General features: G+C 57.3%; 17 protein-coding genes. 7 read left to right on the top strand and 10 right to left on the bottom strand.

The features are described 5' to 3' along the window. Positions 1–212: 212 nt before the first annotated feature. Together pdeH and ACSPHG_RS22745 are read left to right on the top strand one after the other, a co-directional pair. Entirely contained in the window at positions 213–986 is a 774-nt protein-coding gene (pdeH, locus tag ACSPHG_RS22750) for a cyclic-guanylate-specific phosphodiesterase (RefSeq protein WP_435955739.1), read from the top strand. 63 nt (positions 987–1,049) lie between these two features. Continuing rightward, positions 1,050–3,116, top strand: coding sequence for an AsmA family protein (locus ACSPHG_RS22745; protein ID WP_435955738.1), 2,067 nt, complete (start codon positions 1,050–1,052; stop codon positions 3,114–3,116). 92 nt (positions 3,117–3,208) lie between these two features. Here ACSPHG_RS22745 and ACSPHG_RS22740 read toward each other — a convergent pair whose 3' ends face one another. From ACSPHG_RS22740 to ACSPHG_RS22730, 3 genes are all read right to left on the bottom strand, one after another. Next, the gene (locus tag ACSPHG_RS22740; RefSeq protein WP_435955737.1) at positions 3,209–4,534 is read right to left on the bottom strand and encodes an MFS transporter; all 1,326 of its coding nucleotides are present in this window, start codon (positions 4,532–4,534) and stop codon (positions 3,209–3,211) included. 272 nt (positions 4,535–4,806) lie between these two features. Further along, positions 4,807–5,874, bottom strand: coding sequence for an inner membrane protein YhjD (gene yhjD, locus ACSPHG_RS22735; protein ID WP_435955736.1), 1,068 nt, complete (start codon positions 5,872–5,874; stop codon positions 4,807–4,809). Positions 5,875–5,930: 56 nt separating this feature from the next. Beyond that, positions 5,931–6,830: a LysR family transcriptional regulator gene (locus tag ACSPHG_RS22730; protein ID WP_435955735.1), complete on the bottom strand. Its 900-nt coding sequence runs from the start codon at positions 6,828–6,830 to the stop codon at positions 5,931–5,933. 119 nt (positions 6,831–6,949) lie between these two features. On the opposite strand from ACSPHG_RS22730, the gene ACSPHG_RS22725 reads away from it, so the two are divergent. Beyond that, complete coding sequence (locus ACSPHG_RS22725) at positions 6,950–7,708, top strand: SDR family NAD(P)-dependent oxidoreductase (protein WP_435955734.1); 759 nt, start codon at positions 6,950–6,952, stop codon at positions 7,706–7,708. Between the two features lie 77 nt (positions 7,709–7,785). Here the strand turns inward: ACSPHG_RS22725 and ACSPHG_RS22720 are convergent, their stop codons facing one another. From ACSPHG_RS22720 to ACSPHG_RS22705, 4 genes are all read right to left on the bottom strand, one after another. Next, positions 7,786–8,517 carry a hypothetical protein gene (locus ACSPHG_RS22720; RefSeq protein ID WP_435955733.1) on the bottom strand — a complete coding sequence of 244 codons (732 nt, stop codon included), beginning with the start codon at positions 8,515–8,517 and terminating at the stop codon, positions 7,786–7,788. Between the two features lie 213 nt (positions 8,518–8,730). Next, positions 8,731–9,129 carry a YdeI family stress tolerance OB fold protein gene (locus ACSPHG_RS22715; RefSeq protein ID WP_435955732.1) on the bottom strand — a complete coding sequence of 133 codons (399 nt, stop codon included), beginning with the start codon at positions 9,127–9,129 and terminating at the stop codon, positions 8,731–8,733. A 70-nt stretch (positions 9,130–9,199) separates the two neighbouring features. Next, positions 9,200–9,736: a GNAT family N-acetyltransferase gene (locus ACSPHG_RS22710; RefSeq protein ID WP_435955731.1), complete on the bottom strand. Its 537-nt coding sequence runs from the start codon at positions 9,734–9,736 to the stop codon at positions 9,200–9,202. 80 nt (positions 9,737–9,816) lie between these two features. Further along, positions 9,817–9,990, bottom strand: a complete 174-nt coding sequence (locus ACSPHG_RS22705; protein ID WP_435955730.1) for a DUF1127 domain-containing protein — start codon at positions 9,988–9,990, stop codon at positions 9,817–9,819. Between the two features lie 176 nt (positions 9,991–10,166). On the opposite strand from ACSPHG_RS22705, the gene ACSPHG_RS22700 reads away from it, so the two are divergent. After that, positions 10,167–11,585 carry an aminotransferase-like domain-containing protein gene (locus tag ACSPHG_RS22700; RefSeq protein WP_435955729.1) on the top strand — a complete coding sequence of 473 codons (1,419 nt, stop codon included), beginning with the start codon at positions 10,167–10,169 and terminating at the stop codon, positions 11,583–11,585. A gap of 164 nt (positions 11,586–11,749) precedes the next feature. After that, on the top strand, positions 11,750–13,387 hold the full coding sequence (locus ACSPHG_RS22695) for an STY4199 family HEPN domain-containing protein (RefSeq protein WP_435955728.1): 1,638 nt from the start codon (positions 11,750–11,752) through the stop codon (positions 13,385–13,387). Between the two features lie 99 nt (positions 13,388–13,486). Here the strand turns inward: ACSPHG_RS22695 and ACSPHG_RS22690 are convergent, their stop codons facing one another. After that, a complete protein-coding gene (locus ACSPHG_RS22690) occupies positions 13,487–14,617 on the bottom strand; it encodes an ABC transporter substrate-binding protein (RefSeq protein ID WP_435955727.1) in 1,131 nt (376 codons plus the stop codon). 186 nt (positions 14,618–14,803) lie between these two features. Between ACSPHG_RS22690 and ACSPHG_RS22685 the strand changes: the two genes are divergently transcribed. Together ACSPHG_RS22685 and ACSPHG_RS22680 are read left to right on the top strand one after the other, a co-directional pair. Next, positions 14,804–16,951: a TonB-dependent receptor family protein gene (locus tag ACSPHG_RS22685; protein WP_435955726.1), complete on the top strand. Its 2,148-nt coding sequence runs from the start codon at positions 14,804–14,806 to the stop codon at positions 16,949–16,951. Between the two features lie 252 nt (positions 16,952–17,203). After that, the gene (locus tag ACSPHG_RS22680; RefSeq protein WP_435956077.1) at positions 17,204–18,133 is read left to right on the top strand and encodes an omptin family outer membrane protease; all 930 of its coding nucleotides are present in this window, start codon (positions 17,204–17,206) and stop codon (positions 18,131–18,133) included. A gap of 55 nt (positions 18,134–18,188) precedes the next feature. On the opposite strand, the gene gorA is transcribed toward ACSPHG_RS22680, so the two are convergent. Both gorA and ACSPHG_RS22670 read right to left on the bottom strand, forming a co-directional pair. Then, a complete protein-coding gene (gorA, locus tag ACSPHG_RS22675) occupies positions 18,189–19,541 on the bottom strand; it encodes a glutathione-disulfide reductase (RefSeq protein ID WP_435955725.1) in 1,353 nt (450 codons plus the stop codon). A gap of 158 nt (positions 19,542–19,699) precedes the next feature. Further along, positions 19,700–20,542 (bottom strand): 23S rRNA (adenine(2030)-N(6))-methyltransferase RlmJ, encoded by an 843-nt coding sequence (locus tag ACSPHG_RS22670; RefSeq protein WP_435955724.1) that lies wholly within the window; start codon positions 20,540–20,542, stop codon positions 19,700–19,702. Between the last annotated feature and the right edge of the window lie 62 nt (positions 20,543–20,604).

The raw sequence follows: 20,604 nt of genomic DNA, 5'->3' as shown, positions 1-20,604 counted from the left end.
AGGAGTTGCCGCTAGTGTGAAGCGCGGTCAAAAACGAGTCAAACATTTTAAAACGACGTTCCAGAAAACTTTGAGCTATGCCAGCTTATTGATGCCGTGACGGAAATCTCTCAACGCCACATTGCGCCCATGATGGACATAAAGTTATCAATCGCCACGCCGATAACCTCTCGACGGGCCATTGAGTTATCAAGTCAAACAGGACGTACAGGATGAAGTTGAAGCAGATTACTCACCGGCTTAACACGGCTGAAGCGAGTATCGAAAGTTTGCAGGAACGGCGGTTCTGGCTGCAGTGCCAGCGGCAGTACACCTTTCAGCCGATCTATAAGATTGACGGCACGTTAATGGCGGTCGAGCTGCTGACGGTGGTCACGCATCCGAGCGAGGCGGATATCCGCATTCCGCCGGATCGCTATTTCGCGTCTATTTCTACCCGCAGCCGCCTGCTGGTCATCGAAGAACAGCTGCGGCTGCTGGAAACGTGGCAGACGACGTTTCTGGGGCACGGCATTCTGGCCTCGGTAAACGTCGACGGCCCGACGCTGATGGCGATGAAATACCATCAGCCAATACTGATGCTCATCGACAGGCTGCCGTGGGTGCGCTTTGAGCTGGTGGAGCACATCACCCAGCCGCAGGCCGCCACGCTTGCCCGCATGCACGAGTTTGGCCCGCTGTGGCTGGACGACTTCGGCACCGGCATGGCGAACTTCTCGGCGCTGAGCGAAGTGCGCTATGACTACATCAAAGTCGCGCGCGACCTGTTCATCATGCTGCGCAAAAGCGAAGAGGGCCGCACGCTGTTCACCATGCTCCTGCAGCTGATGAACCGCTACTGCAAGGGCGTGATCGTCGAAGGCATTGAAACGCTTGATGAATGGCGCGACGTTCAGGCATCTCCGGCTTATGCCGCGCAGGGCTATTATCTCTCCCGCCCCGTACCGTTCGAACACCTGGAAAACGTGCTGATTCGACTTCCCTGATGCCGTTTTGCTGACCCTCAACTATCTTTAGTTAAAGGGAAGCCACTCAGGTAGGTGAAAGGCATGACAAAGACAGGCAAGGTAATCAGTTGGGTTGTAGGGATTTTATTGTTGTTGGTTGTGGTGGTAATCATCGTGATTGCGACGTTTGACTGGAATCGACTCAAGCCGACCATCAACCAAAAAGTCTCGACGGAGCTCAACCGTCCCTTCGCGATACGCGGTGATTTAGGGGTGGTATGGGAACGGAATAAAGAAGAAAACGGCTGGCGCAGCTGGGTGCCGTGGCCGCACGTTCACGCCGAGGATATTATTCTCGGTAACCCGCCAGAAATTCCTGAAGTCACCATGGTGCATCTGCCGCGCGTTGACGCGACGCTCGCGCCGCTGGCGCTGCTCACCAAAACCGTATATATCCCGTGGATCAAGCTGGTGCAGCCCGACGCGCGTCTTATCCGCCTATCGGACAAAAACGACAACTGGACGTTCAAGCTGGCCGGTGCCGATGACAAAGAAGCGGACAAGCAGCCCTCCGCCTGGTCGTTCCGCATGGACAACATTCTTTTCGATAAAGGCCGCATCACCGTGGATGACAAGGTGACGAAGGCGGATATCGAAATTATCGTCGATCCGCTCGGCAAACCGCTGCCGTTTAGCGAAGTCTCGGGCGCCAAACCGACCGGCAAAGACGCCGCCAAAGCGGGCGATTATGTCTTTGGCCTGAAGCTGCAGGGGCGCTATAACGGCGAACCGCTCGAAGGCACCGGTAAAATCGGCGGCATGCTGGCGCTGCGCAGCGAAGGGGACACGGCGTTCCCGGTGCAGGCGGACGTGCGTTCCGGCAGCTCGCGCGTGGCGTTAATCGGCACCATCAACGACCCGATGAAAATGGGCGGCGTCGATCTGCGGTTGAAATTCTCCGGCGATTCGCTGGGCAACCTCTATGACCTGACCGGCGTACTGCTGCCGGACACGCCGCCGTTTGAAACCGACGGCCGCCTGCTGGCGAAAATCGATACCGAAAAAGGCTCGGTGTTCCGCTATCAGAACTTCAACGGCCGAATTGGCGACAGCGACATTCACGGCTCGCTGACCTATTCGCAGGGCAAACCGCGTCCTAAGCTTGAGGGCGATCTTGAGTCCAAACAGCTGCGTCTTGCGGACTTAGGCCCGCTTATCGGCGTCGATTCCGGCAAGGGCGCGCAGCAGAGCAAAAAAGCCGAAGAGAAAAAAGGCGAGAAAACGGTGCAGCCGGCCGACAAAGTGCTGCCGTATGACCGCTTCGAAACCGACAAGTGGGACGTGATGGACGCCGACGTGCGCTTTAAGGGCGGGCGTATCGAACACAGCGGCACGCTGCCGCTCAGCGACCTGTCGACCCACGTGATCCTGAAAAACGCCGACCTGAGGCTCCAACCGCTGAAGTTCGGCATGGCGGGCGGCACCATCAGCGCCAACATTCATCTGGAAGGCGATAAAAAGCCGATGCAGGGCACGGCGGACATCAAAGCGCGTCGCCTACAGCTCAAACAGCTGATGCCGAAGGTGGAGTCGATGCAGAAAACCCTAGGCGAGCTTAACGGCGACGCGGATATTCGCGGGCGCGGGAACTCGGTCGCCGCGCTGCTGGGCAGCAGCGACGGTAATCTCAAGCTGTTGATGAACGACGGTCTGATCAGCCGCAACCTGATGGAAATCGTCGGCCTGAACGTCGGTAACTACATCGTCGGGCAGATCTTTGGCGACGACGAGGTGCGGATTAACTGCGCCGCCGCGAACCTGGATCTGCGGGGCGGGGTCGCCACGCCGCGCATCTTCGCGTTCGATACCGAGAACGCGCTGATTAACGTGACCGGCACCACCAACTTCGCCAGCGAGCGCCTCGATTTAACCATCGATCCGGAGAGTAAGGGGATTCGTATTATTACCCTGCGCTCGCCGCTCTACGTGCGCGGCACCTTTAAAAATCCGGACGCGGGCGTGAAGGCCGGGCCGCTGATCGCCCGTGGCGCGGTCGCCGCCGCGCTGGCAACGCTTGTCACCCCGGCCGCCGCGCTGCTGGCGCTGGTTTCACCTTCCGAGGGGAATCAGAATCAGTGCCAGAATATTTTGGGGCAGATGAAGAAGTGATTTAAGTGAGGCGGCGGGTGGCGCTTGCGCTTACCCGCCCTACAAGGTCAGGAACGTAGGGTGGATAAGCGTAGCGCCATCCACCGAAGGTCTTACAGCGACTGATGCCGAGTCTCTTTCGTCAGCAGCAGGGCGATCAGCGTTAAGGCGGCCATCGCGGCGAGATATACGCCGACGTAGAACAGGCCGTAGTTTGCCTGCAGCCAGGTGGCGATGTACGGCGCAACTGACGCGCCCAGAATCGACGACATGTTGTACGAGAAGGAGGCACCGGTATAGCGCACTTCGGTCGGGAACAGCTCTGGTAACAGCGCCCCCATCGGGCCGAAGGTCAGGCCCATCAGGCTCAGGCCAATCAGCAGAAACGCCATCACCATCGCCGGGCTACCGGAGCCTAACAGCGGCTGGAAGACGAACAGCGCGAAGATAATAATCAGGCTGGTGATGACAATCATGCTTTTGCGACGGCCAAACGCGTCGGCCAGATAGCCTGCAATCGGCACCATCACGCCAAAGCCAATCACCGCCATCATCAGCATCCACAGCACGTCGTTGCGCGAGAAGCCGAGGCCCACCGGCGCGGCGGCGGTGCTGTACGTCATCGAGTAGACCGTCATGATGTAGAACAGCGTGTAGGTGGCGAGCATGATAAAGGTGCCCAGAATCGTCGCCTTCAGGTGTTTGCTGAGCAGGGTACCCATCGGCACTTTCACCTGCTTGCCCGCTTTGGCGATTTTGGCGAATACCGGCGTTTCGTGCAGCGACACGCGCACGTACAGGCCGATGATGACCAGCACCGCAGAAAGAATAAACGGCACGCGCCAGCCCCAGGACATGAACTGCTCGTCGGTCAGCAGCCAGGAGAGCAGCAGGAAGGTACCGTTAGCAAAGAAGAAGCCAATCGGCGCGCCGAGCTGCGGGAATGAACCGTACAGCGCGCGCTTGCGCGGCGGCGCGTTTTCCGTCGCCAGCAGCGCCGCGCCGCCCCATTCTCCGCCTAGCCCCAGGCCCTGCCCAAAGCGCGCCAGCGCCAGCAGCAGCGGCGCAAAGATGCCGATGGTCGCATAGCTCGGCAGCAGGCCGATTATCACCGTGGAAATCCCCATCGTCAGCAGCGAGGCGACAAGCGTCACCTTGCGGCCCACGCGGTCGCCGAAGTGGCCAAACAGCGCGGAGCCAATCGGGCGCGCAACGAACGCGATGGCGAAGGTGGCGAGCGACTGTAGCGTTGCCGCCGTCGGGTCGCCCTGCGGGAAGAAGATGTGCGGGAAGACGATCACCGCCGCGGTGGCATAGATATAAAAATCGAAGAACTCGATAGCCGTGCCGACCAGAGAGGCAACGACCACTTTTCCCCGTGAGTTCACTGGCGTCGCTTCGGCTTCGCTATCAACGGTTGTGGCAATGGATGCTTGCATAATTTTTTCTTATTTATTAGACGAACGAAGGGCCATATTACGCACAGCAAAAGCCTCATTTCAACGCGCCGCCCGCCCGCAGCCTGTGTGAAATTCGCCCAATAAGTGGATAATTTTCAGTCTCGGTTGGAAACTTCTATGGAATGCTTCACAGAATTAAAAAGTCAGAGGATAAAACTGGTTTTTGGTTAAATAAAAGTTACGGGTTGGATTTATATGCTGCGGTTATCTTCTCCTTCTCCTGGGGGAGAAGGAGAAAGCCTGGCGGAAGCTTATTTATGCGATTTCCCAGGCATGCGCGGGTCATCTTTATATTCGGCGGTGGCGATCCACGCGGCGCAGAACAGCGTCAGGCGGGCAAAGAAGTAAAAGAACGCCATCAGCCCTAACACCGAACCAAAGGCCGCGCCGGACGGCGAGCTGACCAGTTTTGGCAGGCTGTAGGTCATGATGATTTTGATCACCTCAAAGCCGATGGCGGCGATAAAGGTGCCGCGAATCAGCGCTTTTCTGCGCGGGCGGTGGCGCGGCAGACGCCAGAAAATCCAGAAGAACAGCAGGTAGTTGGCGAAGATGGAGATGGCGAGGCCGATCAGGTGCCAGGCGGGCTTCAGCCACTCGATGTAGTCAAGGTGCAGGAAGCTGATGATCGTCGCCTGCGCGGAACCCGCGATAGACGTAATAGAGAGCGTGACGATCAGCGCCACCAGCAGGCCAATCAGCGATATAAAGTCGCGCAGGTATTTCACCCAGAACTTCTCTTCGTCCTTCGGATTGCGCTCCCATTGGTCACGCGACTGGGCGCGCACCGCCTCGCGCAGGTTGCCCATCCAGTTGATGCCGGAATACAGGGCAATCAGCAGACCGACCAGACCGACCGTCGTACGCTGCTGCACGGCGGTGTTGATCGTGCTTTTCAGCGTGGTGGCAAGCGTCGGGTCGCTGACGTTTTCGAGGATCTTATTGAAGATGTCCTGCAGCAGCGTAGGGTGCGAGGCGAGCACGAACCCCCCGGCGGCGAAGGCGACCATCATGATGGGAATCAGCGACAGGAACGAAAAGTAGGTTATCGCCGCGCCAAACTGGTTGCCCAGGCGATCGTTAAAACGCTCCGTGGCCCGCAGAAGGTGCGCCACCATCGGGCGTCGTACCGCCTTATTCACGGTGTCTATGGTGCTGTTGACCGTTTCGTTGCTGGTTTTGATTTTGACCAACGGCTCGGCCTCATCGTGCTGTTCGGCGGCCGTGGGTTCAGGCGCCGGTTCCGTCTGGAACTGGGCGACCGGCTCGTAGTCGAGAGAATGGGTTGGGCGCTTTTCGCTGTTATCCGATGTGGTCATCAGGCTCTTTTTTCCTTAAGGCTGAACAGATTGTTAAAGAAATTATAGCCTGGACGCTAGTCGACATAGCCTTTCATTACGTCAGTTAACCATTCCATGAACAAATGGACGCGGCGCGACAGGTTGCGACGATGGGGATAAAGCAGCGAAACGGGCATCGGGGCCGCGCGATACTGCGGCAGGATCTCGATGAGTTTCTTGCTTTTTAGCAGCTCTTTCACGCCGATGCGCGGCACCTGAATAATCCCCAGCCCCGCAAGGCACGCGGCCTGATAGGTTTCGGTGCTGTTGACGGTGATCGTCCCGCCGGTCTTAATCCAGCGCGCGCTTTTATCGTCCTGAATTTCAAAACCCTGCGGGCGCGTGCCGAGGTTGAGGGCATAGTGCACCACCGCGTGCGAGGCGAGGTCGTCTAAGTTTTCGGGGTAGCCAAACCGCGCCAGATAGTCCGGGCTTGCACAGTTTATCTGCGTAAGTCTGCCGAGGTTTCTCGCCACCAGCCCTGAGTCTTTGAGCTGGCCGACCCGCACCACGCAGTCGAACCCTTCGCGCACCACGTCCACCATTCTGTCGCTGCTGGAAAGCTCCAGTTCGATGCCGGGGTACTGGTGTAAAAACGTCGGCAGCTTCGGCATGACGAGATTCTTCGCCACCGAAACCGGCATGTCGACGCGCAGCCTGCCGCTGATGGTAGAGGGATCGTGCAAAAAAAGACCATCCAGCTCTTCGATGTTCGCCAGCAGATCCTTGCAGCGCTCGTAGTAGACCATGCCGTCCTGGGTGAGCTGTACGCGACGGGTGGTGCGATAGAGCAAACGCGTGCCCAGTGCGCTTTCCAGCGCCGCAATCTGCCGCGATACGCTACCTTTAGGAAGGCCCAGGGTGTCGGCGGCGCGGGTAAAACTTTCCAGTTCAGCCACCCGAATGAACAGCTGCATTGCCTGTATTTTATCCACTCATTCCCCACATTGTTGTTGGTAATGAAACAGTGATACGTATTTCGCAGTCTTTATTGATTTTGTAGCAGCTAATAAGCTCTATCTCAATCACCGAACAGCCACCAACGAGGTTTATCATGAGTCAAACCATTGCTTTAGTGACCGGCGGAAGCCGCGGATTAGGTAAAAACGCAGCGCTGAAGCTCGCTGAGAAAGGCGTGAATATTATTCTGACCTATAACAGCAGGCAGGCGGAAGCGCAGCAGGTGGTAAACGAAATTGAGCTAAAAGGCGTGAAAGCCGTGGCTATTCAGCTGAACGTCGGTAAAAGTGCGGGATTTGCAGATTTTGCGACAGAGGTGAAGCAGCAGCTGAAGCACGTCTGGCAGCGCGACTCGTTTGATTATTTATTGAACAATGCCGGTATCGGCCTGGATATGCCGTACGAAAAAACGACGGAAGCGCAGTTTGATGAATTAATGAACATCCACCTGAAGGGGCCATTTTTCCTGACGCAGCATCTTCTGCCGCTGATTAAAAACGGTGGCCGCATTCTTAACGTGTCAACCGGGCTGACCCGCTTCGCGCTGCCGGGTAAAGCCGCCTATGCCACCATGAAAGGGGCGATGGAGGTGCTGACGCGCTATCAGGCCAAAGAGCTGGGCGCGCGCGGGATTTCAGTGAACATTATTGCGCCGGGCGCGATTGCGACCGATTTCGGCGGCGGCGTGGTGCGCGACAATCCGCAGGTCAGCGGGCATATCGCGGCGCAAACCGCGCTTGGCCGCGTGGGGCAGCCGGATGATATCGGCAATGCGATTGCGGCGTTGTTGAGCGATGAGATGGCCTGGGCGAACGCGCAGCGCATCGAGGTTTCCGGCGGGATGTTCCTTTAATCCATTGTTGGATGGCGCTTCGCTTATCCAATCTAAACGGCTGGGTTGTAGGGTGGGTAAGCGCAGCGTTACATTATTTAAATTTCAACGACCGGCACGTTGGGATTCAACTGTTTTAATTTATCCACCATCCGGTAGATATCCCTCTGATTCCCGTCGCGGGCCCTGCCGTTTAATTTGTTTTCTACAAAAGAAACGATAATGTTTTTTACTTTTACAGGCATGGTTGCCGGGAAATCAGCATAGGCGCGAATGTCCGGCCTCCCCATAATTAATATTTCGTTATAGTGTTCGTGTATGGTTTTATTCAGCACCTCTGCCGGCGTAAGCAAATAGTTATAGCTATTTTTTTGTTTTTCGGGCCAGAGGATCTCCCCGTCTGCCATCCCTTTACCGGATAGAATGGCGTCTGCAAGGGCCATGCGGTTCTCCAGTTTTCCCGTTGGTCGATCGCCAACGCGGCCAGCGTGGTTAGGGAACCATACGTCGTGGCAGTGCGTGCCGAGAATGTTTTGCGGTTTGACATCCAGCTCAAAGCCTATTTCAAAAGCCAGGCCGGTATAAATTTTCCATGGATGGGAGGGTTTATCGGTTTTTTTTCCGCTGCGCTGCGCTTGTGTATATTCACAGTTGATCAGAGAAGCAGAAATAACGTCCCATTCTCTAAAAAGAACTTCTGCCCGGGTATTGTAAAGCCGCGAGGCGGTGTTATTTTCTGATACAGCATGAATGATTTTATAGTGGTCGGGGCGGTTAGCCCATTGGTTAAGAATATTTTTAGTTTCCCTGGAGTTAAGAAAATTTTTCATCGCATCCTTTCGCATCCTTTGCGTTAAGTTTATGGGTGGGCAGGTTAATTTCGACGATCTGATAATAAAATCTGCGCGCGCGCAAGCGGAAATTATTAAGAATTAAGTTAATTAATGGAGGGTTAATTTATAATTTAATGGTGCTAACATTTATTGATTTGCACACCCTTTTATAAGGCGGGTAAGCGTGGCCTACCCGCCGCAGTCTATTACCTACTGCTTCTGGAAATGATCGACGTTCATCACGAACGGCTTCTGCTTTTTATCCAGCGTGCCGTTAATGGCGACCAGCTCGTCGGGGCTTAATTTACGTCCGTCGAAAATAGCGAGCGGGATTGCCACGTCCAGGGTGCCGGTTTTATCCCTGAACTGGTATCTGTCATCGCCGGTTTTCTTAATGATGTTACCGGTGAGCGAAATGCTTGCCCCGTCGTGCATGGCTTTCGCCTGCACCACGGTCATACTTTTGGCATCTTCCATGCCGCGATAGCCTTTATCCATGGCGTGGGGCGGCGGCGGCGCGGCGTCGGTTTTGAAACCGCCCTGGTCGTCTGCCATTACGGGCAGGCTCAATATGGCGCTCAGTCCAGCTATCACCAGAACTTTCTTCATGGATTCTCCTTAAGCTTCAGCTTCGGGGTAGACCCTTTAAGCCTGGCATAAGGTCAGGAAAGCGTCATATTTACCCGCGGGCGTTGAACTCGCGGCGGAGCAGCCCAAAGATCCAGTCGTCGTGCCAGACGCCGCTAATCAGGTAGTTTTCCCGCAGCGTGCCTTCAAGCTGGAACCCCGTTTTTTCCAGCACTTTTCTTGAGCCGATATTCCCGACGGTGACCGTGGCGGTCAGCCTGCGGATGGCGCACTCTTTGAAGGCAAAGCGGCAAATCGCGTGCAGCGACTCGGTGCCGTAGCCCTGGCCGTAATAGGCCGGGTCGAGCATATAGCCGACTTCCGCCTGGTCTTCTTCGTTGCGCTCAAAGCCGGTAACGCCGATGAGAGCGCCGGTTTGTTTATCGCGCATTGCAAGGCACAGCCAGTGGCGGCTGCGCTTGTCCCACGGCACCAGGCGATCGTTATAGGTCTGGCGGATCTCGGCTTCCGTGCGGTCCATCGTCACATACTGCATAACCTGCGGGTCGAGCTGCAGGCGCAGGAAGAACGGCCATTCCCGCTCGGTGATTTGCGTAAGGGTAAGGCGTGGGGTGATGAGTGGGAACATGACGGCAACTCGGCTATGGGGGTAATCCCTTGATAGCAGTTATTAATAACGGTGCCAATATCTGGCACCGTTATGGCGGGTTATTTCCAGCGTGGTAGATCATCCGGTGTCAGTCCAATATCGCGTAATTGTTCCTTACTCAGCGCCCGTAACGTGTGGGCCGTCTGGCGCTGGAGCCAGCGCTGGCGGAAATAGCGGTAAATCATCACAAAGCCGTAAAAAGGTTTGTGGGGACGATTTTCTTCAAAGCCCATGATCCTGCTCCCGTTGTGGATTCGAGGTTTATCATGCGCCGCCATACAGTTTGCCTATAGAGACAAAAATTACTTTTATTTAACATACAGAGGCGCTAAAACATGAACTGAATGGTGCTTTTGCCATCGCTCTGTACTGGTTTTGGGTTCTGTATGGTTAACCGTGAGGATACAGCATGACGCGCTACCAACATCTCGCCACTTTGCTGGCGGAACGCATCGAGCAGGGCCTGTACCGCAGCGGCGAACGGCTGCCGTCGGTACGCAGCCTGAGCAGCGAGCACGGCGTCAGTATCAGCACCGTCCAGCAGGCCTATCATATTCTCGAAGATCGGCAGCTTATTTCCCCGCAGCCGCGTTCAGGCTATTTCGTCAGCCATCGCAAGGCGCAGCCGCCGGTGCCGCCGCTGACCCGCCCGGTGCAGCGCCCCGTCGAAGTGACGCAGTGGGACGCGGTGCTGGAGCAGCTTGTGGCGCGCGACGACTGCGATATTGTCGCTTTCGGTAACGGCTCGCCGGACGTGACGCAGCCCACCATCAAGCCCCTGTGGCGCGAGGTGAGCCGCATGGCGCAGTACCAGAATCCCGACCTGCTTGGCTATGACAGCATTCACGGCATGCGAACGCTGCGCGAGCAGATTTCCCGCCAGATGCTGGACAGCGGCTGCGTGGTGACCGCCGACGACATTCTGATCACCAACGGCTGCCACGAGGCGCTGTCGATCGGCATCCGCGCCGTTTGCCAGGCCGGGGACATCGTGGCGGTGGAGTCGCCGTCGTTCCACGGCACGATGCAGATGCTGCGCGCCCTGGGCATCAAGGTGGTTGAAATCCCAACGGATTCGGTGACGGGGATAAGCGTAGAGGCGCTCGAGCTGGCGCTGGAGCAGTGGCCGATCAAAGCGGTGATTCTGGTGCCCAACTGCAACAACCCGCTCGGGTTTATCATGCCGGAAGCGCGCAAACGTGCGGTGCTTAACCTTGCCCAACGGTTTGATATCGCCATTATTGAAGACGACGTGTACGGCGAGCTGGCGTACGAATACCCGCGCCCGATGACGATTAAGTCGCTGGATGTCGACGGCCGCGTGCTGCTTTGCAGCTCGTTTTCGAAAACTCTCGCGCCGGGGCTGCGCGTGGGCTGGATGGTGCCGGGCCGCTATCTTGACCGCGCGCTGCACATGAAATACATCGTCACCGGCAGCACCAACTCCTTTTCGCAGCTGGCGGTGGCGGAGTTTATCCGCAACGGTAACTACCATCGTCACCTGCGGCGGATGCGCCAGCAATACCAGAAAAACCTCGATATTTTTACCTGCCGGGTGCGCCAGTATTTCCCGTGCGGCATCTGCGTTAGCCGTCCGCAGGGCGGATTTATGATGTGGGTCGAGCTGCCGGAAAATATCGATATCGTGCCGATCTGCTGCGCGCTGCGGGAGCAGCACATTCATATCGCCGTCGGCTCGCTGCTTTCCGCCTCCGGAAAGTACCGCAACTGCCTGCGCCTGAACTACGCTTTGCCGCTCGACGCCAACATGGAAGCCGCGCTGCGCAGGCTGGGTGAAGTGCTGAGCGAAGTGTTGGAAAACGCTTAATTTTCCCCCTCTTTTTTGAGCATTGCTCCGGTGCCGGTGCGCTACACTCGGCACCGGGCGCATCTGTACCCGAAAGCTAACAATCATAAAAACGACCATCGCTGATGGACGGCGCGGGGCAAACCGCGTCAGGCGCTCGCGCCTCTTACCTTTAAAGGATAATCATGACCAGTACTGCACTGGCTGTACGGGATAAGTTTGAGACTTGCCTGAATATTGTCCGTCAGGCCTCGCTACAAATCCTACCGCTACTGAAAATTCGTGCCGCCGACGGCAAAGACCCGCAGTGGTTCTATCAACAGCTTGAACAGGCCCGGCAGAGCATGGGCAGCTGGGCCGCGGTGGCGCGGCGGCTGAACCTGAACGATGCGGAAATCTCGCAGTTCACCCTGGCGCTGCGCCACTTCCAGCAGCTCGTGCCGCAGTATGAAAGCGGGCAGGAGGTGAGCGATAACCAGCTTATCGCCGCGCTGCGCTTTATTCGCTATCTCGAACTCGTGCGCAGCAAGCAGCCGCTGCTGGGCTACTCCACCGATTTATCCAGCGACGGCGAGGCGCAGCAGCAGACCGCGAAGCGGCAGATTCGCGCGCTGGAGATGATGCTGCGCGGGCTGATTAACAGCGCCTGGAGCAGCCAGCCGCAGCTGGTGAATCAGCTCAAATCCCAGTTTGGCGGCGAACAGGTGCGACGCTGGCTGAAAAATGCCGATCGCGGGGATATTCTGAGCGGCCTGCGTTTTAGCGAACTTGCGCTGCTGGTGGTGGATAAGAAAGAGTTTGCGCGGCACTACGCGCCGATCTACCAGAATGCTCCCCAGCTCAGCCTGCTTATCGACCAGCGCAAAACCCTGCAAACCTTCCTTGATGACGTCCGTCAGATCCGCAATGAGCTGATGCACAAGCGCCCGCTTAGCACCGTGCAAATCGCCCTGCTGGATAACTATTACCGTGAAAGCAGCGCGCCGGTGCAGCGCGCGTTCGACGAAGGGCGTAGCAAAGTGAACCCTGCGGCGCTGCTTGCGGGCGACGAGATGCAGCTCGAGGAATACGTCGCCCTGGCGCAGAAAAAATTTGCGGCGCAGGGCGGGGACGCGGATGAAATCAGGGACACCATCGAGCGCCCGAACCTGCGCGCCAGCGGCAAAAAGCACGACGCGGCCCAAACGGCCTCCGTGGCGCTGTGGGCTGCGGTCGGGGTCGCGGTTCTGGCGATGGTTATTTTCGGGCTGTTTGTCGTCGGCGATATGGCTCGCCCCGCGCAGACGGTTTCCGCGCCGAAAACGCCGACCGGCGTAATGGCCGACGAGCGTTCTCTCGACAAAGACAGCCCGCGCGATATGCTGGCCAATATGGGTATCACCTGGGACGAAAACAGCCTGCGCTCGGCCATCGAACGCGGCGATTCGCGGGTGATCCGGCTGTTTATGCAGGGCGGGATGAACTGGAAAGCGTCTTTTGCCGAATCCGCGCTGAGCGCCGACTACCGCGACGCGCTGACCACGCTGCTCCAGTACCGCACGCAGATGGACGAGCTACGCCCGTGCCGCCGCATGGTCAACACCATCAGCCAGGCGATGAAAGACGGGCAAAGCCTGACGCCCCTGCGCAGGCAGTTCCTGAAGACGTTTTGCAGCTCGCCGACCACCGTGAAGCGCCAGCAGGAAGAGTTGGAAAGGGCGATGCTGCGCCAGGCGGCGGCGCAAAAACGCTTCGACGAGGCGAAGGCGCAGGGCCGGGCGGGGGAGCCGGTCGATAAAACCGAGGTGGAGATTCACCGGGAAATTTATAACGCGATGCGTTGAAGTTGTGTCGGGTTAGAACGCCCTCACCCCGGCCCTCTCCCCCAGGAGAGGGAGAAAACCGTACAGTCCCCTCTCCTGGGGAGAGGGTGAGGGGATAAATTACTTCGCCGCCAGCCAAAACAGCCCGGTATACGGCTGGGAAAGGAACTGCCGGTGCGCCTGTTCGATATCCGCCTGCGGGTCCAAATCGTTGAACAGCGCCGGGTGCAGGAATTTGGCGATGGACTCGACGGCGAAGATGTTCAGCGGGCTGTCGTAATACTGGTGGTACACGACCATCACGCGGCGGTTTTTTATCGCTTCCAGCACGTTCACGCCGTTGCGCGCCATCAGCGCCGCGAGGCGTTTTTCCGCCAGCGCCTTATCCGCGCCGTAGCCCAGCGGCACGCCAATGCTCTGCTTAAAGTTGCTGCTCCAGTCGGCTCCCGTCATCAGGTACGCCTGCGGGTTGCTGGCGATCAGCTGCTCCAGGTTGATGGTACCGCTTTTGCCCGCAAACAGGGCGCTGCCGACGTTCTTGCCGCCCGCCGCCTCAATAAACTCGCCGAAGCTGCCTTTGCCGTAGGTGAAGCAGCACTCTTCGCCGGTCATCCCGGCGTGGCGCTCAATAAAGACGGCTGGTTTTTGCTCGGGTTTTAGGGTGGCAACGCGCTGCATAATGGTGTCGAGGCGCTGCTGATAGAAGCGGATATAGGCCTCGGCCTGCGCTTCGCCGCCGAGCGCCTTGCCAAGAATGCGGAGGCTCGGCACGGTGTTCGCCAGCGGGCGCAGTCGGAAATCGATAAACATCACCGGGATGCCGACCTTCTCAAGCTGCGCGAGCACGCTGCTCTCCTTCAGCTTGCCCAGCACGCCAAAATCAAAAACGATCAGATCCGGTTTAAGCTGCACGGCCCGCTCGACGCTGAAGTCGCTCAGATAGGCGTTTTCCAGCATCGGCAGCTCGCTCAGTTCCGGGAAGCGTTTTTTATAGACGGCAAACAGGTCCGGCGCTTTGGTTTTCAGCGTGTCGTCCCAGGCGATAACCCCTTTAAACGGCTCTTTAGGGTGGACGATTTCGAATGCCTGCAACGCGCGGGCGTCGGCCAGAATAATGCGTTCTGCGGGCTTTTCGAGTACCACCTGCCTGCCCGCAATATCGGTCAGCGTGACGGGCGCGGCCTGCGCGAAAGAAAACAGCACGCTGGCAGTCCACGCCAGTAAGACGGTCGATAACGCTTTTACAGCCATGGTGATTTTCCTGACGTTGCGGATGAGGCGTTGGCGATTGAACGCAATTTATACAAAAGGCCTATAGAAATAGGTATTTACGGTTTCGCTGCGCAATCATTATAATAAAAACAATTCTCATTACAATTATCATTAATATCTCCACAATTGTGGAAAATCCCCTCTTTTAAAATGGAAAATCGTTTTATGGCAAGGTATTACCGTTTTTCCGTCGTGGCGACCGCGGTTGCGATGGCCCTCCCGTGCTACGCCGCCGGAACCGACACGAAAACCCCCTCAGAAGATCGTCCTGAAACCGTTACCGTGGTCGGCAACTGGCTTGATACCACCGATAACGACACGATTCTTTTGGATCACCCCGGCGCGCGCACCATCGTCACCTCTGAGCAGGTGAAAGAGCGCGGGGCGGAAACCGTCGCCGAAGCGCTGCGCGGCATTCCGGGCGTGCAGGCGCAGGAAAACAACGGTACCGGCGGGAGCGATATTTCCCTTAACGTCGGCGTGCGCGGCCTTACCTCCCGCCTGTCGCCGCGCTCAACGATTATGCAGGACGGCGTGCCGCTTGCCGTTGCGCCTTACGGCCAGCCGCAGCTTTCGATGGCCCCGCTGTCGATGGGCAACATTCAGTCTATCGACGTGGTTCGCGGCGGCGCGGCGGTGCGCTACGGGCCGCAAAACGTCGGCGGCGTGATCAACTTCGTCACCAAAGATATCCCGCAAGATTTTGGCGGCGCGGTGAGCACCCAGACGGAAGGGGCGGCGCACGGCGGGCTGAAAACCCTGACCAGCGCCTCGGTGGGCGGCACGTCCGATAACGGCTTCGGCGCGGAGCTGCTTTATTCCGGCCTGCACGGCCAGGGCTATCGCGAAAATAACGACAACACCGACATCGACGATTTCATGCTGAAAACGAAGTATGACTTCACCGCGAAAGACCAGCTGCTGGCGAACTTCCATTACTACACCGCGCAGGCGGGCATGCCGGGCGGCCTGACGAAGGCCGAATACGCCGACAACCCGTTCCAGTCCGTGCGCCCGTGGGACCAGTTTGAAGGCCGCCGTCAGGATATGTCCTTCAAGTATCGCCACCAGGAAGAGACCAGCCAGTTCGAGCTGCTGACCTACTTCACCAAGAGCTTCCGCAGCAGCGACATTGAATCCGACGGCGAAGGGGCCAACGAAGGCAAACGCCGCTTTGCCGCCGCGCCGCGTCACTACACCACCTACGCCATCGAACCGACGTATTCGCAGCTTTTCCACCTTTGGGACACCGCGCACGAGGTGACGGTGGGCTATCGCTACCTGAACGAAACGGCGGACGAGAAGGGCTATCGCTCCGGCTGGTACGACCCGACGACGCAAACCTCCGCGCCGGATTCCCGCGCGAACTACTACCAGCACACCTCCGGCGGCACCGAAGCGCACGCGGCCTACATCGACGATGCGGTCAACGTCGGCGACTGGACGATCACGCCGGGCCTGCGCTATGAAAGCATCCGCACCCACGTCGATGACGCCTTTGCGGATATTTCGCGCGAGAAGCAGTACAGCGAGCCGCTGCCGTCCCTTAACGTGATGTACCATTTATCGAGTGAATGGAAGCTGTTCGCCAACGCCAACACCTCGTTTGGCAGCCTGCAATATTTCCAGCTCACGCGCGGCGGCAACCACGGGCAGCCTGCGCCCGGCCTGCAGCCGGAAAAAGCGCACACCTATGAGGTGGGCACGCGCTACGACGACACGGCGCTGAAGGCCGAGCTGACGGCGTTCTACATCGACTTCGACAACCAGCTGCAGTACATCAACAACACCATCGGCTGGACCACGCTCGGCGCGACCGAGCATAAGGGCATCGAGCTGGCGTTAAGCTACGATCTGGGCGAAGTCGCGCCGGTGCTGGACGGGGCGAGCGTTTACACCACCTATACCTACACCAAGGCGACCAGCTCCAGCGGCGCGTTCTCCGGAAAAGATCTGCCGTTCTATTCGCGCCAGGTGTTCACCGTCGGCACCCGCTACGCCACCGGTAGCTGGGTGTGGAACCTGGACAGCTTTGCCCAGTCCGGCCAGCGTTCGCCCGGCTCTGCGGATTCCGGCATGGGCTATATCACCCAGGAAAGCGCCGACGGACAGTATGGCGATATCGCGGGGTACATGGTCTGGAACGGCCGCGCCGAATATGACTTTGGCCCGAGCTGGTCAAATCTGAAGGTGGGCGCGGGGATTAAAAACCTCTTCGACCAGCGCTATTACACCCGTTCTACGGATAATAACTCCGGTAAATACGTGGGTGAGCCAAGAACCTGGTTTGTGCAGGCTTCCGTGGCGTTTTGATTTAATCGATTAGCGAAAAATAAGGCCCGTTTATGCGGGTCTTATTTTTATGGTGAATATCTCTCAATAATTCATATAACAACTGAATCATAACGAGGGTTGATTATCATCTCGTTGCGCTTTCGTTTATAAAACTTATATTCCCTTTGTCGCGTAAATAAGTAATGCTGAAAATGAACGCGCATTGCAGAAATAAAAGATAAGATTTATCTCCCGCTCGACCTACGCATAATTATTTAAGGAAGAATAATGATTAGAATAAGTGTATTAACCGTTTTATTAGCCGCACCGCTGGCAGGTTTTGCAAACGACAGTTTCAACAGCCTGTTTACGGACGGCAAGGTGAGTGCCGACCTGTCTCTGGGGATGCTCAGCGGCGAGGCCAAAGAGCGCGTTTACGCCCCGTCTGAAGGGGGACGCAAGGTTAGCCAGCTCAACTGGAAATACAGCAATGCCGCGATTATTAAAGGAGGGCTTAACTGGGACGTAGCTCCGCGCGCCACGCTGGGTTTTAGCGGCTGGACAACGCTTGCCGGTAAAGGGGGTCATATGGATGACTTCGACTGGATGAAGGCGGATAAAAACGGCTGGACGGATCGTTCAACGCACCCCGACACGACATTAAATTACGGTAATGAATTCGATATCAGCATGACGGGCTGGGTATTAAAAGAAGAGCAGTACCGTCTTGGCCTGGTTGCGGGCTATAAGCAAACCTCCTACAGCTGGAGCAGCAGGGGCGGAAGCTATAATTATGATGAAGGCACGGATATCGGAAATGTTGCTGACGGCGAGCGGGCTATTGACTACAGCCAGAAATTTAAAATTCCCTATATCGGCCTGACGGGGCTATATCGCTACGAGAAGTTCGAGCTGGCCGGGTCATTAAAATACAGCGGCTGGGTGCATGCCTCTGATAATGACGAACACTATTCCAGAACGACCACCTTTAAAGATAAGGTAAGAAATCAGGATTATTATTCCCTGACCGGTTCGGCAGGATATTACGTCACGGACAATGCGAAAGTATTCGTCGAAGGGACGTGGAACCGCATGATGAATAAAAAAGGTAATATGTCGTCGTATGACTATGGTGAAGGCGTATCCGAGTCTTCCGCCAGCGCCAGCGGGATAGAACACAGTAACTATATGATTAACGCCGGTTTGAAATATACGTTCTAAATATTTGCATCAATATCGGGTGGCGCTAGCGCCACCCGACACAACATCGACATCATTAACGCATGGTCACAAACTCTTCCGCACCGGTCGGGTGAATCGCCACGGTGTTATCGAAATCTTTCTTGGTGGCACCCATTTTCAGCGCTACCGCAAAGCCCTGCAGCATTTCGTCCATGCCGTAGCCGATGCCGTGGATGCCGACGATTTTTTCGTCCGCGCCCGCGCAGACCAGCTTCATGCGGCACGGCTGGCGATGAGAGGTAACGGCGGTGTACATGGCGGTGAAGGAGGATTTATAGACCTTCACGTTGTCGTCGCCGTACTGCTCGCGCGCCTGCGGTTCGGTCAGGCCCACGGTGCCGATTGGCGGGTGGCTGAACACCACGGTTGGCACGTTGCTGTAGTCCAGATGCTCGTCCGGCTTGTTGTTAAACAGGCGTTCGGAGAGGCGACGACCGGCCGCGACGGCAACAGGGGTCAGCTCAACCGCGCCCGTGTTATCGCCTACCGCGTAGATGCCCGGCACGCTGGTGTTCTGGAATTTATCGACTTCAATGTAGCCACGGGCGTTGGTTTTTACGCCGGTAACCGCCAGGTTGAAGTTGTCGGTGGCCGGTTCGCGGCCAATGGCCCAGATCAGGCAGTCCACGGTTTCGGAGCGGCCGTCTTCCAGGTGCAGCGTCAGGCTGCCGTCGGCGTTTTTCTCTACCGCTTTTGGCACCGCCTGGGTGTGAAGCGTTGGGCCTTCGGTGTTGATCACTTCCAGCAGGGTTTCAACGATCAGCGGATCGAAGCTGCGCAGCGGCGCGTGCTGGCGCACGAACAGATGCGTTTGCGAACCCAGCGCGTTAACCACGCCAGCGATTTCCACGGCGATATAGCCCGCGCCCACTACCGCAACGCGTTTTGGCAGCGCGGGCAGGGCGAAGAAGCCGTCGGAATCAATACCGTATTCCACGCCCGGAATGTTCGGGTGGCTTGGGCGGCCGCCGGTGGCGATCAGGATATGGTCGGCGGTGATAGTTTCACCGTTAACTTCCACGGTATGCGCATCGACAAATTTGGCGAAGCCGCGAATCACGTCAACGTTGTTTTTGCCCAGCACGTTGTCGTAGGAGGTGTGGATACGGTCGATGTAGGCGGTGCGGCTGGCGATCAGTTTGTCCCAGTCGAAGTTGTTCACCGTGGTGTCAAAACCGTAGTCCGGGCCGTAGTTGTGGATAGCCTCGGCGATTTGCGCCGCGTGCCACATCACCTTTTTCGGGACGCAGCCCACGTTTACGCAGGTGCCGCCTAAATCTTTCGCCTCAACGAGTGCGCATTTCTTCCCATACATCGCCGCACGGTTAATGGAGGCAATACCGCCGCTGCCGCCGCCAATGGCGAGGTAGTCATAATGTTTGGTCATGATGTTTCCCTATTGAGTCGAAAAAATATCCGCGATTGTAACGCGACGAGTTAAAGGTTCCACCGATGGCTGCGATAGCCACGTCATACTTCACCCTGCAGGGGCGTTGGCTGCACTCCCTCACCGCCTATCTGCAACGTGAATTATTGAGTGGTGGGCTACTCCGGCACAACCCAGCTCAGCGTGGTCGAACCGTTGCCGGTAGGCACCAGCGTTTTGTGCAGCCACGGCAGCACGTTTGCCATCTGCTGTTCGAGCTTCCACGGCGGGTTGATGACGATCATGCCGGAAGCCGTCATGCCGCGCTGGTCGCTGTCAGGGCGCACCGCCAGTTCGATTTGCAGAATGCGGCGGATGCCGGTTTCTTCCAGATCGCGGAGCATGCGTTTGATCTGCTGGCGCAGCACAACCGGATACCACAGCGCGTAGGTGCCGGTGGCGAAGCGTTTGTAGCCTTCGCTGATGCCTTTCACCACGTCCTGGTAGTCGGTTTTAATTTCGTACGGCGGGTCGATAAGGATCAGGCCGCGACGGGAAACCGGCGGCAGCTTTGACTTCAGCTGGGTGTAGCCGTCGGCGCGCTCGACGCGGGCGCGATTGTCTTTCTGGAATTCGGAGCGCAGCAGCGGGAAGTCCGACGGGTGCAGTTCGGTAAGCTGCAGGCTGTCCTGTTCGCGCAGCAGGTGGCGCGCAATCAGCGGGGAGCCTGGGTAGTAGCGCAGCTGGCCGCTTTGGTTGAAGGCTTTAACCGAGCTGATATACGGCTCAAGCTCGGCGGGCAGGTCGTCCTGCTGCCAGATGCGGGCGATCCCTTCCAGGTATTCACCGGTGCGCTCGGCGTGCTCGCCGCTCAGCTTGTAGCGGCCCGCGCCTGCATGGGTGTCGAGGTAGAGAAACGGCTTCTCTTTCTCTTTCAGGGATTCAATGATCAGGCTTTGAACGGTGTGTTTCAGTACGTCGGCGTGGTTGCCGGCGTGGAAGCTGTGGCGGTAACTGAGCATGCTTGCAGGGTTTCCAAAAGACTAAGAAGGACTACGTATTGTGCACAGTATACCGGAAAGTG

Origin of the sequence: Dryocola baronae (assembly GCF_051297175.1) — a bacterium.
Taxonomy (GTDB): Bacteria; Pseudomonadota; Gammaproteobacteria; order Enterobacterales; family Enterobacteriaceae; genus Dryocola.
Note: the sequence above shows the minus strand (reverse complement) of the source record. Positions and strands in the feature narration are given on the sequence as shown.

Bases quoted from the DNA above. Each gene is read 5' to 3' on its own strand.
- pdeH (WP_435955739.1), top strand. From the start codon at position 213: ATGAAGTTGAAGCAGATTACTCACCGGCTTAACACGGCTGAAGCGAGT.
- ACSPHG_RS22745 (WP_435955738.1), top strand. From the start codon at position 1,050: ATGACAAAGACAGGCAAGGTAATCAGTTGGGTTGTAGGGATTTTATTG.
- ACSPHG_RS22740 (WP_435955737.1), bottom strand. From the start codon at position 4,534: ATGCAAGCATCCATTGCCACAACCGTTGATAGCGAAGCCGAAGCGACG.
- yhjD (WP_435955736.1), bottom strand. From the start codon at position 5,874: ATGACCACATCGGATAACAGCGAAAAGCGCCCAACCCATTCTCTCGAC.
- ACSPHG_RS22725 (WP_435955734.1), top strand. From the start codon at position 6,950: ATGAGTCAAACCATTGCTTTAGTGACCGGCGGAAGCCGCGGATTAGGT.
- ACSPHG_RS22720 (WP_435955733.1), bottom strand. From the start codon at position 8,517: ATGAAAAATTTTCTTAACTCCAGGGAAACTAAAAATATTCTTAACCAA.
- ACSPHG_RS22715 (WP_435955732.1), bottom strand. From the start codon at position 9,129: ATGAAGAAAGTTCTGGTGATAGCTGGACTGAGCGCCATATTGAGCCTG.
- ACSPHG_RS22710 (WP_435955731.1), bottom strand. From the start codon at position 9,736: ATGTTCCCACTCATCACCCCACGCCTTACCCTTACGCAAATCACCGAG.
- ACSPHG_RS22705 (WP_435955730.1), bottom strand. From the start codon at position 9,990: ATGGGCTTTGAAGAAAATCGTCCCCACAAACCTTTTTACGGCTTTGTG.
- ACSPHG_RS22700 (WP_435955729.1), top strand. From the start codon at position 10,167: ATGACGCGCTACCAACATCTCGCCACTTTGCTGGCGGAACGCATCGAG.
- ACSPHG_RS22695 (WP_435955728.1), top strand. From the start codon at position 11,750: ATGACCAGTACTGCACTGGCTGTACGGGATAAGTTTGAGACTTGCCTG.
- ACSPHG_RS22690 (WP_435955727.1), bottom strand. From the start codon at position 14,617: ATGGCTGTAAAAGCGTTATCGACCGTCTTACTGGCGTGGACTGCCAGC.
- ACSPHG_RS22685 (WP_435955726.1), top strand. From the start codon at position 14,804: ATGGCAAGGTATTACCGTTTTTCCGTCGTGGCGACCGCGGTTGCGATG.
- gorA (WP_435955725.1), bottom strand. From the start codon at position 19,541: ATGACCAAACATTATGACTACCTCGCCATTGGCGGCGGCAGCGGCGGT.
- ACSPHG_RS22670 (WP_435955724.1), bottom strand. From the start codon at position 20,542: ATGCTCAGTTACCGCCACAGCTTCCACGCCGGCAACCACGCCGACGTA.